We start from the raw sequence: 16,459 nt of genomic DNA, 5'->3' as shown, positions 1-16,459 counted from the left end.
GGCGGCCGACTCACACCTCGAACAACCTCGGCGCCCTGCCCTCCATCCCTTTGAGGGCCTCGTAGTCGACCTCTGCCCAGGTGATGCCGCGGTCGACGGCGAGTTTGCGGGCTTGGGGGGTCACCGATTGGGCGGCGAAGATTCCGCGAACCGGGGCGAGGGCGGGTTCGCGGTTGAGGAACTCCAAGTAGCGGGCGAGTTGCTCGACACCATCGATTTCGCCTTTGCGTTTGATCTCGACGGCCACCACCTGCCCGTCGGAGTCGCGGCACAGCAGATCTACCGGCCCGATATCGGTGAAGTACTCTCGTTCGAGCATCTCCAGGCCGTCCTCGATCGCCCAGGGGCGGTCGGCGAGCAGTTCCTGGAGGTTCGATTCGACCCCATCTTTCGACAAGCCGGGGTCGACCCCTAGATCGTGGGCGGTGTCGGAGATGATCTCCTCGATGTCGATGACGAGCGCTTCGCCCTTCGGGTTGGTGACCAGCCACCGGCCCTCCTGCTCGTCGAGGTGGTTGGGAGAATTCATCCAGTTCAGCGGCTTGTACGCCCCGCCATCGGCATGAATGGCGACGCAGCCATCCGCCTTCACCATCAGCAGCCGAACCGCCGATGGCAGTTGAGCATCGAGTCGCCCCGTATAGGTGACACTGCAACGGGCAACAACGAGGCGCATTAGGGGGAGGCTACTTAGTCACCAGTCTCCAGTCGCCAGTCTCCAGGAAGAGGATGGCGTTCCGGCTTCCGCAAGGCGAAGACTCGCCCGACTGCTGGCGTCGATCCAGGGCCTTCTTGCTGGGGACTGGAGACTGGGGACTGGGGACTGATCTAGACCGCCGCAGGCGGGCTAGATCAAGTGGTCACTCTTGCCGGACAGTTGGCGGAGGATGTCGGTCTGGCCGGTGTGATAGGTGTCGTGGAAGTAGGCGAAGAGGATGCGAGCATCGCGCGAGGCCGACCGGCCCTCGACCTCGATCTCCTCAGCCAGGTACTCGGGGGTAGCCGCGCCGATGCGTCCCTCGATCTTCGCCTGGGTCACCCGCAAAGCCTCCAGCAGGTCGGGCAGCTTCCAGACGCCCTCCCCGTCCTCGTGGATCGGATCGGCCTCCCGGCGGTATCGCTCGAGACCGTCGTCGCTGCTCCACAACCCTTCGCCGTCGATGTTGCGGAACAAGGCATTGCGGCTGGTGACGATGTGCCCCACCACGAAGTTGAAGCAGTTCACGTTGTAGGGAGACTGCATCAACGAATCCTCGTGAGTCAGCCCCGCCGCCTGGGCCTCGACGATCTGCACGTTGCGCTTGAACCCACGGCTGACCAGATCGATGTCCATCGAGCCAGGCTACAGGCCGGGCGTCGCCCGGCTCGCCTTCCTGCTGACGGATTGAAGCCGAGCCTTCGGCTCAGCCGACCGAGCCCTGGAGTTCGGCCGAAGGACGAACTCCCAAGGTTCTGTTGGTTGACCGCCTGTGGCGGTCAACCCACAGAACCCTCCATCTGCAGCTCGATGAGACGGTTCAACTCGACCGCGTACTCCATGGGGAGTTCCTTGACGATCGGTTCGATGAAGCCGGCGACGATCATCGCGGTCGCCTCGGGTTCGCTGAGGCCGCGGCTCATCAGGTAGAACAACTGGTCGTCGCCCACCTTCGACACCGTGGCCTCGTGGCCGATCTGAGCGTCGGACTCCTCGATCTCCATGTACGGGTAGGTGTCCGATCGGCTCTTGTCGTCGAGGATCAGAGCGTCGCACCGAACGAAGGACTTCACGTTCTCGGCGCCGTTCTCCACCCGGACGAGTCCGCGGTACCCACCCCGGCCTCCGTCCTTCGAAATCGACTTGGAGGTAATCAGCGACGTGGTGTTGGGGGCAGCGTGGACGATCTTGGCACCGGCATCGAGATGTTGACCCTCGCCGGCAAAGGCGATCGAGAGCACCTCACCATGGGCGCCCTCTTCCATCAGCCACACCGCCGGATACTTCATGGTGAGCTTGGAGTTGTGAACAATGAAGCCTTCCGACACGAAGTTCCCGGTGCCGGCCACTTCAATGTCCCACGTGGGAACACTCTCCACGGACTCATCGCGGTCGACTCTTCGGATTTCCACGGTCTCGGGAAGTTCTATCGACGACCGCCCCACCCGCCGGAAGTACCGCAAACTTGCTGGCTCCTGTCGTGTGATCGCCTGTCGCAGCGCGGGCGCCAGATGCAGCACGAGCCTGGTATCTGCGACGCACTCCAGTTGGTGACTGCCCCTCGCGGTCGCCTGGACGCCGAGGATTTCGACCTCTCTGGGCTCAGCGAACTCCGTGCGGACCCGAGCGGTGATGCCCAGCGTCAGCAGCACGTCGGCGACGCCGTCGAGCAGCTCGCGACTCACGGACTTGGCGCTCACGCCTCTGCGCCCTATCGCCGCGCAGCCGTCGCCATCCAAGAACCCGGCTACGAATGAAAGCCGCTGCGACTCCGGAAGGTCGAGAACCCACTCGGGAACCCGCTTCGTGGTGGCCTTTCCGGTGAGCCCCAAGCCATCGAGTAGTTCCGCGAATTCAACACTGCTCCAGGTCACCGTCACGCCATCGGACCGCCGGGTACGACTGACACCAGGCATCAGACGGGCCATCACTTCCAGCAGACGCGCTCGAGCCCGGTCAGCGTCAGGAACGGAGAACGTGACCTTCGCCCAACGACGCCCACCGTTCGCCGCTGCTTGTGAATCGGTAGATCCATCAGCGAGATACAGCCCGAAGAGCCACATGAGATCGTCGGTCGTCTCCTCAGGCAGCGCCAGGCGAGAGATTCGCTCGCGACTCGACTCAAGATTCTCCGCATACTGGTTCGAGCCCCAGAAGACGGATGTCGTGGCGGGGGTGTCCAATTTCTTGGGAACGCCGAAGTCTGTCGAGCTGATCGGCACGATCGCTTCCTGCACCTCGTCCGCTCGGACATAGCCGAGTTCGTAGCGACCGGACTTCTTGGCGTGGGTGGGGTGGTACTTGTACGAGAAGAACGGATGATTGTCCGTCACACGAAGCCGCCGGTTGGCGATCCGCACCTCACGCACCGGCTGGACTCCGGAGAACCGCTTGGCGACCACCGGTCGCCAGACGAGTTCGCCGGCATCCTCGTCAAACGAGAGGACTTCCTCGCCCGGGACGACTCGTTCGATAGGCTTCACACCGGAGCGCGTCGTCACCCGTGACCCCTCTGCGAGGCAGCCCAAATTCCCGTCGATCCACTCCATGGTGGCGTTGCGGTACGCCGCGGCGCGCTTGGTCACGAGGTTGTAGACATTGTTCGACCAGTTCTGGATCGTGGTGTAGCGGCAGCGGCCGCCTTCCTTCACGACGATCTCGACCACTGCCGAGTGGAGCGAGTCGGTCGAGTAGGTGGGGGCCGAGCATCCCTCGACGTAGTGGCAGTAGGCACCCTCGTCGACGATGATCAAGGTCCGCTCGAACTGGCCCATGTTCTCGGCATTGATCCGGAAGTAGGCCTGCAGCGGCTGATCGACGTGCACCCCCGGCGGTACGTAGATGAACGATCCGCCCGACCACACGGCCGAATTGAGGGCGGCGAACTTGTTGTCGTTGGGCGGGATGATGGTCCCGAAGTACTGCTTCACGATGTCGGGGTACTCGCGCAGGGCGGTGTCCATGTCGCAGAACAGCACCCCGAGCTCCTCGAGGTCCTCGCGGTTGCGGTGGTACACCACCTCGGACTCATATTGCGCGGTGACCCCCGCCAGGTACTTGCGCTCTGCCTGGGGGATGCCGAGCTTCTCGTAGGTCTCCTTGATGGAGTCCGGGACCATGTCCCAGTCCTTGGCCTGGCCCTCCATCGGCTTGATGTAGTAGTAGATGTCGTCGAAGTCGATCTCGTCGAGCATCCCGCCGCCGCCCCACTTGGGGATGGGCTTGCGAAGGAAGCGCTGGTACGCCTTGAGCCGGAACGCCAGCATCCAGTCGGGTTCCTTCTTCATGGCCGATATGGAGCGGATGATCTCCTCGTTCAGCCCCTTCTGGGGCTTGAACACGTAGTCGGCCTCGGTGTCAGCCCAACCCAGTTGGTACTTGCCGAGGTCGATGTCGACTTTTGCCATGGAGATCCCCTCGATGCGCGCTCGCCGCGGGATGGTACCCAGTCACGAGCGTCCCGAATCAGCGGTCTGTGTACCCGGGACCGGCCCTCTGTAGGGCCGACCCGGGACTTCCAAAAAGAGCGGTGCGCCGGAAACGGTGTGGGGAGTGGGGGGAAGACCGACCCGTGTCCGGCGCCCCGCTACGACCATTACAACACGAACCCACCGCTATTAGTTCCAATTTTGTCAGATTCCGTCGAACCCCTGTTCGGTCGATTTCGGTGTCGGTATCCTCCGGCCCATGCCGGTCATCGTCATAGGAGCCGATTCGCCGCTGGGCGCGGCAATCGTCGACACCTTCCGTGGCCGCCCGGGTGAGCTGCGGGCGTTCGTGGGGACTGCGGCGGCGGGCGAGCCCCTGCGTGCGGCCGGATTCAAGGTTGCCGTCGGTGACATCAGTGACTCCACCCACGTGGAGGGTGCCGTTTTCGGCTGTTTCACCGCGGTTCTGGTCGCCGAGGCTGCTGCCGACGGTCGGGACCTCGCATTCGCCGACGGACCGGATTCGGTGATCGACGGCTGGCTCGCCGCCGTCACCGCATGTTCGGTCCCCCGCGTGATCCTCGTCGGTTCCGCCCGAGCCGCCCGGGCAGGCGTCGCGTGGGTGACGGTGGATCCAACGGGACGCCCCGCGGCGGAGGTCGCCGCCGAGGTGGCACGACTGGATGATTAGTCGGCCGCCTTTGGCGGCCTCCTTACCCGCTACCCTTGATTCGCGCGGGTTCGGAATCCCGCATCGGAGACAATGTGACCAAACAAGATGACGTCGTACGCGTGCAGGGGACGGTCCTCGAGACCCTTCCCAACGCCATGTTCAAAGTAGAGATCGAAGGCGGTCTCGAAGTGCTCGCCCGCGCCTCCGGCAAGATGCGCCGGGGCCGCTACATCCGCATCCTCCCCGGCGACAAGGTCGACATCGACCTCTCGGTCTACGACCCCAGCCGCGGCCGCATCGTCTGGCGCTATCGGACGTGAGTCGGACGCCCTTCGGGCGTCCTCCCGCGATTAGCAATTCGAAGGATCGCGCTCGCCCCTCATGTCGCGATTCTGTCGAGTTGCGACGAGCGGCGACCTGACGGATTAGAGATGCCTCCGGAGATGTGCAGGACGCGAGCCGCCCGACCTACGAATTGCGAATTGCCGGCCCGAGCGGAGCTCGGGCCTAGACCTCCTGGAACAGGTAGCGCCGGAGGATGTCGAGGCGGTCGCCTACTCCTTCGGGGTGGAGGTACCAGAGGGTCGCCGCGATCGACGAGAGCAGGGCGTTGCCGTCCTGGGGGGTGAAGCAGAATCCGACGAGCTCGTTGCCGTTACGCACCGCCAATGTCTCGATCGGCAGCACCGTCTGGCTGAGGATTCGGCCGTAGTAGCCGTGGTCCCGTCCGAAGGAGAAGATCTGGTTGGCAGACCGCTTGTGGGTCAAAGCCACCCGTCGGTTGGCGCTCAGCCGGTCGATCGCACCCTCGACGGTGATCTCCTCATCGAGTACCAGACTGAAGTGCAGGGCGTGCATGTACTGGGTCGGGAGCTTCACCGCCGACGAGAAGACCGGTAGGTCGTGACCCAGCGTCTCGAACAGGTGATGGGCGTCGCGGGCGTGGTGAGTGCCGAAGCGGGCGTCGTCATGGCGGCCCACCGACGGGCTCGGGGCAAAGCCGCTGTCCTGGCTGATGTCATTCGCCCGACGCATGCACAGGAACCGGCCGTTCTCGAGGTGCGAGACCGTTCCCCCCTCGTCGAAGGCGAGCGTCTTGATCAGCACCGAGATGTTGTGGGTGTTGCACGACACCACGTGGATGAACCGGTCGTGACCCCGGACCAACGCATCGTCGTTGATGCCCCGGGCATACATCTTGCCGAACCCGAACTCGGAGCCCTGAGCAAGGAAACCCAGCGGTCCACGCGCCTGCTCGTAGTGATCGACCTTGTTGGCGTTACCGGCCGGGGTGCAGTCGATGACCACCGACGCCCGCTCGATCGCCTCCATGGTCTCCAGCTTGGGATTGTGGCCAATCTCCTCGAACGAGGAGCGTCGATCCGCATCCACCGCGAGAACGGCGCCGCGGCCAACGAGGTCCTTGACCTTGGCGCGCTCCTCGATCATCGGAGTGCGCTTGTGGAAGGTGACCTCGTCGATACCGAAGGCCTCGCGGTAGTCGGCGAGGAGCCCGATCAAGGGCTCCCCGATGGTCCCGGTGCCAACGACATGGACAATGTTCGACATTTGCCCTCCATCACCCGCCTGAACTGGTAGTCATGCTATCCCCGTGGCGGCGACCAATCACGCCACCCCGAGGCGATCAAGTCACGCCCACCTGGTGGACGGGATCGCTGCCGTCGAGTCGCTGCCGCTGGTTGGCCGACAACTGGGGCGTGTTGACGCCGGCGTAGTGGACTGCGGAGTCCTCGACCCCGCCCGTCGCCAGCCGCGCGGCGGCGAGCGACCCGGAAACGGCCAGGTCGCGCGGCCCGGTGGCGCCTGCCTCCGGGGCCAGGGCCAATCCAACGAGCAGGACGGCGGCGACGACAAGACTGCGCATTCAGACCTCAGGGATGAGAGAGAGAAAAGGACCCGGGTCGCATGCTATGTGCAGAGAGTCGTCGCTTCAACACTTTCTGTAGTTTCGGCGACGCCATTCGCCTTCGCGGGGTGGGACTAGTCAGGAAGAGGAGTCGATTCCGATTTCCCCGGAACGGATCGACCCACCCGGCCGGTCATCTGGAAGACTGCGGGGATGCGGGCGCTGCGATTTCATGGGGTAGGGGACCTGCGGCTCGAACACATCACTGAGCCGATCGCGGGAGACGGGGAGGTGATCGTCCGGGTCGAGGCGTGCGGGGTCTGCGGGTCGGACCTCCACTTCCTCGACGGAACCGCCCGAACTGCCCATACCCCGATCACTTTGGGCCACGAGATAGCCGGAACCGTCGACCAGTCCTCCATCGACGGGTGGCCTGTCTCCAGCCCGGTCCTGGTGGCCGCCGGAGGACACTGCGGGGAATGCCGGCGGTGCCTGGAGGGGCGAGTAAGCCTCTGCGAGCGATCCGAGGTCATGGGAATCCACACCGATGGGGGCCTCGCCGACCTGGTTCGGGTTCGGGCTGACATGCTCATCCGCCGTCCGCCAGAACTCTCCCCCGAGGTAGCCGCGACCGCGGTCGACGCCGGGGCGACCGCGTTTCACGCCGTCACCCGCCGGGCCGGCGTGCGCGCCGGCGACTCGGTGGCCATCATCGGTGTAGGCGGACTCGGAGGGTATGCACTGCAGATCGCCCGCAACCTTGGGGCGGGTCCCGTCATCGCCGCCGACATCGACCCCGATCGGCTCGAGGAGGCCCGCCGGCTCGGGGCAGACGAGGTTGTCCTGGTCGAGCCCGGAACCTCGCTCGGCCGGCAGGTGAAGCTGCTGACGGATGGCGGAGTCGACACTGCCCTCGAATTCGTCGGCCGGGCGGCGACCGTCGACGCCGCGGTCAAGTGCCTGCGACCGGGTGGCGTCGCCGTGGTGGTCGGAGTCGGAACCGAGCCTCTGGTCACCCTCCCTCCGGTGCTCTGGTCGAACCACGAGTACACCCTCACCGGCTCCTACGGGAGCCTTCCCGGCGACGCCGAGGCAGTACTGGCAGCCTTAGGGGAGGGCGCCCTCCAGCCCCCGCCCATTGAGAGAGTGGCCCTGGACGAAGCCGCCGACGTGATCCGGACCGCCGCCCGCGGCGAGCGCCGAATCGTGGGGCGACTGATGGTGCAGCCGTGACGATCGAACTCCACCACGGCCGATACACGATCTCGACCGATCCGGCCCGACTGGACCTCGACCTGATCCGACGGTGGCTCGACGAGGAGTCGTATTGGGCCCGGGGCCGAACGAGGGAGACAGTCGAGATGGCGGTCGCCCACAGCCTCAATTTCGGGGCATACGCGGAATCAGGCGAGATGGTCGGCGGCGCCCGGGTGGTCACCGACTTCGCCACTTTCGCCTGGCTGTGCGACGTGTTCGTGGTCACGGCGCACCGTGGAACCGGGCTCGGCAAGGCGCTGGTCGAGGCGGCGACCCAGCACCCGCGCCTCAGGGAGATCAAACGTTTCGCCCTCGCCACCGCCGACGCGCATGAGCTCTACCGACAATTCGGGTTCACCGCCCTGGACCACCCCGAAGCCTGGATGATGAGGAGAGGTGAGACCGCGTGACGAAGCGCAATTCGCAATACGCGATACGCAATACGACAGAGCGCGTAGATCGGCCTCCGACGCGACTCCGGCTAGCCGACGCGAACGGCTGACCATCTGGAGGAGCGCTCAATGGTTTCTGTCGAATTGCTTATCGCGTATTGCCTATCGCCACTCGTCCGCGAGTACGGTGAACGCCCATGATCACCTCAACACGCCGCGCTCCCACACGCTCACCAGGCGTTGGTATTCGGGGCTGGTGCTGAGCAATTGGGCGTGGGATCCCAGGGCGATCACCCGTCCCGCGTCCATCATCACCACCCGGTCGGCGCGCTCGGCGCTGCGTAGGCGATGGGCGATGACGATGGCGGTCCGGCTCTCGAGCAGGGTGTGCAGCGCCCGCTCGACGCGCGCTTCCGTTTCGGGGTCGAGATTCGCCGTGGCCTCGTCGAGGACGATCACTGCCGGGTCGACCAGTAGGGCGCGGGCGAGGGCGATCAACTGCCTCTCCCCCGCCGAGAACCGGCCGCCGCGTTCCCTGACCAGCGTGTCAAACCGCTCGGGCAGCTCGCGCACCCATTCTTCGATGCCGATGGCCCGGCAGACCTCCCACAGTTCTTCGTCACCCGCGCCCGGGCGCGCGTAACGCAGGTTCTCGCGCAGCGTTCCGTTGAACAGGAAGCCCTCCTGAGGAATGAGCACCGCGTGCCGCGCCCGTGCCTCTCTCGTGACCGACTTGAGGTCGTGCCCATCGATCAGCACCCGGCCGACGGTCGGGTCGTAGAACCGGAGTACCAGCCGCGCCAGGGTCGACTTGCCGGCACCCGTCTCACCCACGATGGCGATCCGCTCCCCCGGCGCGATCTGCAGATCGACGTCCTCGACCACGAGCAAGCCGGGCTCGTACCCGAACGAGACGCCCTCGAGCACCACCTCGCCGGACAGTCGACCCGGCAGATCATCGGCACCACGGAGATCGGCCACGGCCGGTGGCGTATCGAGGAGGCGAAACAGCTTCGAGAGGGCGGCCGCCGCCGACTGCATCTGGTTGTAGACCTGGGAGAGGTTGATGATCGGCTGGAAGAACCAGTCGAGGTAGAGCAGCATCGACACCAGCGTGCCAAACGAGAGGTCGCCCGACACCACCCGTCTGCCACCGAAGTAGAGGACGATGCCGTACCCGGCGATGCGCAGGAAGGCTACCGCGGGGAAGTACCAGGCGACCGCCCGGGCGGTGTTCATGTTCGCCTCGTAATACTTCTCGTTCACGCGGCCGAACTCTCCGGCCTGCTCACGCTCACGGGTGAAGGCTTGGACGACTCGGACTCCGGTGATCCCCTCCTGCAGCGTGGCCAGCACCCTTCCGATCTGTTCCCGCACCTCGCGGTAGGCGCGGCCGGCGAATCGCTGGAACACGTACGAGAGGCCCACCAAGAAGATGATCAGCAGCAGCACCTGCCCGGCGACGGTGGGGTCCACCAGCACCATCGCCACCGTCACCCCGAACAGGGTCAACACGTTGGTGACCAGGGTCACGGCACCCTCCTCGGCGAAGTCCTGCACCGATTCGATGTCGTTGGTCATCCGGCTGACCAAGACCCCAGCCTTGGTGCGGCCGTAGAACCCCATGTCGAGGCGCATCAGGTGGGAGAACACCCTCGAGCGCAGCATCTGCAGATACCGCTCGCCGAGCCACGCCACGGCGTACTGGGCAATCCGTTGCGCCACGTACTGCATGATGAGCAGCGCGGTGAACGCGGCCGCGGCGATGACGATCAGCGACCGATCACTTGCCGTGATCCCGTCGTCGATGCCGACGCGAATGGCGATCGGGCCCAGCAGCCGGGCGATGGTGGCCACCACTGTTGCCACCGTCGCACCCAGCAGCGCCCGTCCCAGGCCGCGACCCAGTCGGGCGGCCCGACCGATGAGACCAGAGCTCGGGCGGTCGGCGTCTGTCATGGCGTAGCCTCGACCTGAGCGAGAACCTCGCCATAGCGCGGGACGGTCGCCAAGAGGTGCGCGTGCGGACCGGTGGCGACGATCTGACCCTCGTCCATGAACACCACCTGATCGACCAGAGCCAGGGTCGAAGTCCGATGGGCGATGATGATCGTGGTGCGGCCCTTCATCACCTGCTCCAGGGCGGCCAGCATCTCCGCCTCAACGATCGCGTCGACCGAGGAGGTGGCATCGTCGAGGATCAGTACCCGGGGATCGCGCAGCACCGCGCGGGCGAGTGCGACTCGTTGCCGCTGGCCTCCGGACAGCGAGTGGCCGCGTTCGCCCACGATCGTGTCGTAACCCTCCGGCAGTGCGGTTATGAAGTCGTGAGCCTGGGCCAACCGGGCGGCGAGACGGATCTGCTCGTCGGTGGCCGTGGGATCGCCGAATGAGATGTTTTCGCGTACCGGCGCGGAGAAGAGGAAGGTCTCCTGGAACACCACGGCCACCTCCCGCCGCAGTTCATCGAGGTCGATCTTGCGGACGTCGAGGCCGTCGAGGGTGATCGCCCCGCCATCGACGTCGCGGAACCGCGGTATGAGGTGAGCAATGGTGGTCTTTCCCGAGCCGGTCGGGCCTACCAGTGCGAAGGAGCTCCCGCCGGGGATCGTCAGGTCGACCCGCTCGAGCACGGCCGGGCCGCCGGGGTAGGCGAACGACACCTGGTGGAACCGCACCTCGCCCGGCCCCGGCGGGACGGGCACCGAAGCCGTAGGATTGGTGATCGCCGGCGCCTGTCCGAGCAATGTTTGAATCCGCGTGGCTGCGGCGGTGGCCCGCGGAATCTGCGCGAAGTACCACCCGGTGATGCGCAAAGGGAAGTTCAACAGTGCGAGGTACTGGGTGAACGCAACGAACTCGCCGAGGGTGATGTGACCCGACACCACCCGGAATCCGCCCAGTAGCAACACGGCGATGTTGGCGAACGACGGGACCATCTCGAAAAGCGGGGCGTAAGCCGCTCGAATCCGGGCCAGGCGAGTACCGCGATCGAAGATTCGCTCGGCCGCCACGTCCAGCTTGGCCTGCTCCTGGTCTTCCTGACCATACGACTTGATCACCTGGATCCCGCCGATGGAATCCTCGACCACCCGGCTCAAGTCGGCCAATCGCTGCTGCACTTCGAACGACAGCTTCAGCACGCGCTTGGCGTAACGACGCGCCAGAAACAGGACCAGCGGCACGGTGAGCGAGGTCACCAGTCCCAGCACCGGATCGAGAACCACGAGCATCACCGCCACCGAGAGAAACATCCCGATGTTGGCGACCGTGATCGGAGTCATCGCGTAGATCAGGCGTACCTGCGACAGGTCGCTCGACGCCCGGGCCATCAGCTCACCGGTGCTGGTGACATCGTGGAAGGAGAACGCCATCCGCTGGATGTGCTCGAACATCCGATTGCGGAGGTCGGTCTCGGCCCGATAGGAGAGCCGAAAGCCGTAATACCGACGAGCCCCGATGCCGATTCCCAGCAGCACCCCTGCCCCGAGAAGGAGGAGCACAAGACCACCGAGGTCGGTGCCCTGTTCTCCGAGGAGTGCCTCGTCGACCACCCGGCTGACCAGGTAGGGCACCGCCACCGTCATCACCATCCACAAAAGCGCCCCGCCGATGGCGAGCGCCATGTCGCGCCGATAACCCAACAGGGTCCGGGTGAGCAGCCGAAAACCGGCGTCCGCCTCGCTTTCCCGCATCCCCGACGTCACCCGCCGACGGTAGCCGCGGGCAGGCCGACCGAAGGTCGGCCCAAGGCGGCCGAAGGCCGCCCGCCCGCCTAGTCGAGGGGAGCGGCGAGGACTTGATCGGGCGGGGGCTCGCCCGCGACGTACAGGGCGACCACCGCACCGAAGAGGATGGCGAGAGCGCCGACATAGAGCCAGACCAGCGCCACCGCGACGGCACCCAGCGTGCCGAAGGTCGGGCCGAGATCAGGGGCGGCGGACAGGTACAGCCCGAATCCGAGGCTGCCCAGCAGAGCAACCGCCGTGGCCACCGCGGCGGCCAACCACGCCCCTGGCAAGGGCCGGGGTGGGCCGAAGGTGTACAGGGCGAGAAGGAAACCGAAGAGGCCGAGGGCCGACACGGGAACTCGTAGCCACACCCAGAGGTCGGCCAGGGCGTCGAAGCCGGTGAGGTAGCCGAGGAACTCGAAGATCTCGCGGCCGGCCACCAGCAGCACGGAGGTGATGAGCAGGGTGATGCCACCGGCGACGGTCAGGCCGACCGCGGCCAGCCGGATGGAGGCGCCCCGGCGCCCCGCGATCTGGTGGTCGACCGCGGCGAGCGCCCTCTGCAGGGCCACCACGGCGCGCGAACCGAGATACAGGGCGACGATCGAGGAGATGAGGATCAGGATGCCCTCGCTCCCCCCAACGCGCACACCCGCCTCCGTCATGAGGTCGACGATGAACTCGACCACTGACTCTGGGGCAACCGGTTCGAGAGCCCTCTCGAGTCGGTCCACCGCAGAAGCCGACTGCCCGATGAGCCCGGCGACCCCGAGCAAGGCGAGGGTCAGCGGAACCAGGGCGAGAAACGCGTGATAAGCCACCGCGGCCGCATGCAGCGACAACCCGGAGTCGCGAACACGCCAGCGCAAGGCAAGGGCATGCTCTTTAGCAGCGGCGAACATCGGCCCATTGTTACCCGAAGCAACCCTGGGCAACGCATCACGTCGGCCGTTCCGGAGACTTGACCGGCCGAAGGCCGCCTGGAGACTGGAGACTGGGGACTGGAGACTGGTACCCCTCCTATCCCCTCACCCTCCGTAGACTCGCCCCCGAATGTCACCGATCCGCCCGCTCCAGGTGGGAGCCGGGCTCGCCATCCTGCTCGCCGCGACCAGCATCGCGCTGTTCTCGATGTTCGCACCAGAAGAATCGACGGCGGCCCCCGGCACGCTTCCGGACCTGGGAACGCTCGTCACGACCACCGACACCAACGGCGGCACCGCCACGTCAGAGCCCTCCTCGACCACTCTGGGGGCGACCACCTCGACGACCGCGTTCACGCAATCCCATGCCTGGGTGGACCGGAGCACCGTCGGGGAACCCTGGGGAACCGCCGTCGAAGGGCTGCTTACCTTCCGCGGCAACCCCACCAACACCTACTACGGCCAGGGGCCGGTGCCATCCAACCCGGAAAAGACCTGGAAATACCCCGACAACCCGATGTGCAGCCAATCCACCGACCTCGGCCAGACGACCACCTGGTGCGGCAATGGGTGGACCGGCCAACCGGTCATCTGGGAGCGTGAGGACGGCGTCACCGAGATGATCTTCGGGGCATACGACGGGAAGCTCCACTTCGTCGACGCCAAGACGGGCAGGAAGACCCGCGACGCCTTTCAGACCGGCGATTTGATCAAGGGAACGCCCACCATCGACCCCGACGGATACCCGATCGTCTACTTCGGTAGCCGCGACAACAAACTCCGCGCCCTCGCCCTCGACCGCGGAGAACCGGTCGAATTGTGGGCATTCGAGATCTGCCTTCCCAAGCCAAGCTGCCCGGAGCCGTCGGACACGGTCGCGGTCGAGGGCCAATGGAACGACGACTGGGATGCCAGCCCCCGCATCGTCAACGACATCTTGTTCGAGGGCGCCGAGAACGGCTGGTACTACATCTGGAAGCTGAACCGGGCGTACGACAATCTCGGCCTGGTGACGATCCAGCCGACCCTCCTGTTCAAGATGTCGACCTATGACGACGCGCTGCTGGAGAAGATCGGACTCTCGTATCCGGCGATAAGCGTCGAGAACACCACCGCCATTTTCGAGGGCCGCGCCTACTTTGCGAACTCGGCCGGCCGGGTGATCGGGCTCGACATCACCAACATCGAGAACGGCGAGGCGCCGGTCGTGTTCGACTACTGGGTCGGCGACGACGTCGACGCTTCGATCGTCATAGACGAAGAGGGATTCCTCTACGTGTCGGCGGAGTACGAGCGCTACCTGCAGCAGGCCCAGGACGTCGGTCAGCTCATCAAGCTCGACCCGTACACAGCCGGGGACCCCTGGGTCTGGGGCATGTTCTCGCTCACGACCGCCCCGGCCAAGGGCGGGCTCTGGTCCACACCGGCACTGGGCGACGGTGTCCTCTATGCGGTGACCAACAAGGGCTTCCTGGTGGTCGTCGATCAGGCGACCGGGGAGGAAATCGCCGCGCTTCAGCTGGCTCCCGGTTCCTGGTCCTCGCCGGTGGTGGTCGGAAACGATCTGATAGTTGCCGCCCAGGACGGCCTCCTCCGCAAGTTCAACATCACCGACCCCCGCTCGCCGGTGCTCGACTGGTCCCTCGTGATCGGCAGCCACCTCGAGTCGACCCCGGCGGTGTGGAAAGGGATGATCTACGTCGGCAGCCGCGACGGTTTCATGTACGCCGTCGGAGACAAGAACACCTAGATGCGCCGGTCGACACCTCCAGCGCTGGTCGCGATCGGGCTCGGGGTCCTGCTCGCGTCGGCCAGCGTCACCGCCTTTCTGTGGCTGGCGACCGACCGCACCGAGTCGGCGGTATCGACGGTGCCGGCTGGTACCAGTTCGTCGACCACCACTGGCTCGAGTGGCACCAGCACGACGGTCGGTTCGACCACCACATCGCTGCCCGATACGACCACCACGACCGGGGCCCCACTCCACCCTTGGGTCGATCGACGGACGGTGGGCCAGCCGTGGGGTGACCAGGTGGTCGGCCTGCTGACCCACCGGGGCAACCCCACCCACACCTACCACGGCGAGGGGCCGGTGCCGGCGTCCCCCGCCACCGCATGGCGTTATCCGGCGAGCGGGGGTCTGTGCGGTCAACTGACCGACTTCGGCGTCTCGTCCACCTGGTGCGGCAATGGGTGGACCGGACAACCGGCGATCTGGGAGAGTCCCGACGGGGTGACCGAGTTGATCTCCGGCGCCTACGACGGCCGGCTTCACTTCGTCAACGCGGTCACCGGTGAGCCCACGCGTACGCCGCTGGCCACCGACAGCATCGTAAAGGGCAGCCCCACGCTCGATCCCGACGGGTTCCCACTCGTCTACTTCGGCAGCACCGACGGCAATCTCCGCATTGCCGCATTCGACCGGGGGGATCCCGTCACCCTATGGGCGTTCGCTACCCCGTCGTTCTCGGTCGAGGGACGATGGAACACCCACTGGGACTCGGCACCGCTGATCGTCAACGACATCATGTTCGAAGGCGGCGAGAACTCGATCTACTACATCTGGAAGCTGAATCGCCGGTATGACGCCGAAGGGCTGGTGACGGTCGCCCCCGAACTGCTGTTCAAGATGAAGACCTGGGACGATGCCCTCCTCACCCAGATTCAGGCCGGGTGCAGCGCGGTCAACGCGGCCCGGTGCACATCGACGAGTGTCGAGAGCACCACCGCCATGTTCGAAGGCCGCATCTACTTCGGCACCTCCGCCGGGCGGGTCATCGGCCTCGACATCACCGACGTCGAGAACGGCAACGCCCCGATCGTCTTCGACTACTGGGTCGGCGACGACGTGGACGGGTCGATCGTCATCGACGAGGAAGGCATGCTCTACGTCCCGGTGGAGTGGAAGCGGTTCAACAATCGCGGCCGCGAGGTCGGCCAGTTGGTAAAGCTCGACCCGTACACCGATGGCGACCCGCGGATCTGGGGGATGGAATCGATCACCGATCCCCCGGCATACGGCGGTGTCTGGGGCACCCCGGTGCTCGGCGATGGGGTGGTCTATGTCCTCACCAACAAGGGGAACGTGGTCGCCGTCGACCGGGACACGGGTGCGGAGCTGTGGTTCCATCACATCGGCCCCTCGGCCCGCGTCGGCGTCTCCACCGCACTCTCGTCGCCGATCCTCATCGGCAACAACCTGCTGGTCGCGGGATACGAGGGCCTCCTCTACAACTTCGACGTCACCAACCCCCGCCAGCCCGAGCTCCGCTGGGAGTTCCGGGTCGGCGCCTCCACCCTCGAGGCCACCCCCGTGGTGTGGAAGGGGATGATCTACCTGTTCTCGCGCGACGGTGCCCTGTATGGGATAGAAGACGGCTGAGGCTCCGGCGTCCTCCTCCGCCGTCTTCGGCGGGGGAGGTGGCACCGCCGTCCTCGGCGGTGACGGAGGGGGCAGCGGACCCTGCGAGCACCCCACCCACTTCTTCAAG

Annotated in this window: 13 protein-coding genes and 3 pseudogenes; 6 read left to right on the top strand and 10 right to left on the bottom strand. The window is 65.8% G+C overall.

Annotation, left to right across the window (positions count from 1 at the left end; translation table 11 throughout):
* Positions 1–10: 10 nt before the first annotated feature.
* The 5 genes and pseudogenes from nucS to sufB all read right to left on the bottom strand — a co-directional run bounded on the left by nucS (position 11) and on the right by sufB (position 4,104).
* Complete coding sequence (nucS, locus tag WD184_05835) at positions 11–676, bottom strand: endonuclease NucS (protein ID MEX0826251.1); 666 nt, start codon at positions 674–676, stop codon at positions 11–13.
* 171 nt (positions 677–847) lie between these two features.
* The gene (locus tag WD184_05830) at positions 848–1,333 is read right to left on the bottom strand and encodes a DinB family protein (protein ID MEX0826250.1); all 486 of its coding nucleotides are present in this window, start codon (positions 1,331–1,333) and stop codon (positions 848–850) included.
* Between the two features lie 143 nt (positions 1,334–1,476).
* A pseudogene (locus tag WD184_05825) lies at positions 1,477–1,998 on the bottom strand (SufD family Fe-S cluster assembly protein).
* A pseudogene (locus WD184_05820) lies at positions 1,999–2,613 on the bottom strand (LAGLIDADG family homing endonuclease).
* Positions 2,614–3,186: 573 nt separating this feature from the next.
* Positions 3,187–4,104, bottom strand: a pseudogene (gene sufB, locus WD184_05815) (Fe-S cluster assembly protein SufB).
* 280 nt (positions 4,105–4,384) lie between these two features.
* On the opposite strand from sufB, the gene WD184_05810 reads away from it, so the two are divergent.
* Together WD184_05810 and infA are read left to right on the top strand one after the other, a co-directional pair.
* The gene (locus WD184_05810) at positions 4,385–4,816 is read left to right on the top strand and encodes a hypothetical protein (GenBank protein MEX0826249.1); all 432 of its coding nucleotides are present in this window, start codon (positions 4,385–4,387) and stop codon (positions 4,814–4,816) included.
* 74 nt (positions 4,817–4,890) lie between these two features.
* Entirely contained in the window at positions 4,891–5,118 is a 228-nt protein-coding gene (gene infA / locus WD184_05805) for a translation initiation factor IF-1 (GenBank protein MEX0826248.1), read from the top strand.
* Between the two features lie 187 nt (positions 5,119–5,305).
* On the opposite strand, the gene WD184_05800 is transcribed toward infA, so the two are convergent.
* Entirely contained in the window at positions 5,306–6,367 is a 1,062-nt protein-coding gene (locus tag WD184_05800; protein ID MEX0826247.1) for a hypothetical protein, read from the bottom strand.
* 76 nt (positions 6,368–6,443) lie between these two features.
* Entirely contained in the window at positions 6,444–6,683 is a 240-nt protein-coding gene (locus WD184_05795) for a hypothetical protein (protein MEX0826246.1), read from the bottom strand.
* Between the two features lie 195 nt (positions 6,684–6,878).
* Between WD184_05795 and WD184_05790 the strand changes: the two genes are divergently transcribed.
* Both WD184_05790 and WD184_05785 read left to right on the top strand, forming a co-directional pair.
* Positions 6,879–7,898 (top strand): zinc-binding dehydrogenase, encoded by a 1,020-nt coding sequence (locus tag WD184_05790; protein MEX0826245.1) that lies wholly within the window; start codon positions 6,879–6,881, stop codon positions 7,896–7,898.
* A complete protein-coding gene (locus WD184_05785; protein ID MEX0826244.1) occupies positions 7,895–8,332 on the top strand; it encodes a GNAT family N-acetyltransferase in 438 nt (145 codons plus the stop codon). The genes WD184_05790 and WD184_05785 overlap by 4 nt, the downstream gene beginning before the upstream one ends.
* Positions 8,333–8,515: 183 nt before the next feature.
* Here the strand turns inward: WD184_05785 and WD184_05780 are convergent, their stop codons facing one another.
* The 3 genes from WD184_05780 to WD184_05770 form a co-directional block, all read right to left on the bottom strand.
* On the bottom strand, positions 8,516–10,273 hold the full coding sequence (locus WD184_05780) for an ABC transporter ATP-binding protein (protein MEX0826243.1): 1,758 nt from the start codon (positions 10,271–10,273) through the stop codon (positions 8,516–8,518).
* Positions 10,270–12,021 (bottom strand): ABC transporter ATP-binding protein, encoded by a 1,752-nt coding sequence (locus WD184_05775; GenBank protein MEX0826242.1) that lies wholly within the window; start codon positions 12,019–12,021, stop codon positions 10,270–10,272. The genes WD184_05780 and WD184_05775 overlap by 4 nt, the downstream gene beginning before the upstream one ends.
* A 68-nt stretch (positions 12,022–12,089) precedes the next feature.
* Positions 12,090–12,947 (bottom strand): YihY/virulence factor BrkB family protein, encoded by an 858-nt coding sequence (locus tag WD184_05770; GenBank protein MEX0826241.1) that lies wholly within the window; start codon positions 12,945–12,947, stop codon positions 12,090–12,092.
* 151 nt (positions 12,948–13,098) lie between these two features.
* Between WD184_05770 and WD184_05765 the strand changes: the two genes are divergently transcribed.
* Entirely contained in the window at positions 13,099–14,718 is a 1,620-nt protein-coding gene (locus tag WD184_05765) for a PQQ-binding-like beta-propeller repeat protein (GenBank protein MEX0826240.1), read from the top strand.
* On the top strand, positions 14,719–16,350 hold the full coding sequence (locus WD184_05760; GenBank protein MEX0826239.1) for a PQQ-binding-like beta-propeller repeat protein: 1,632 nt from the start codon (positions 14,719–14,721) through the stop codon (positions 16,348–16,350).
* Positions 16,351–16,459 lie beyond the last annotated feature (109 nt).

Source organism: Acidimicrobiia bacterium (assembly GCA_040878325.1).
Lineage (GTDB): Bacteria > Actinomycetota > Acidimicrobiia > Spongiisociales > UBA11373 > JAUYIV01.
This window is presented reverse-complemented; position numbering and strand designations above follow the sequence as displayed.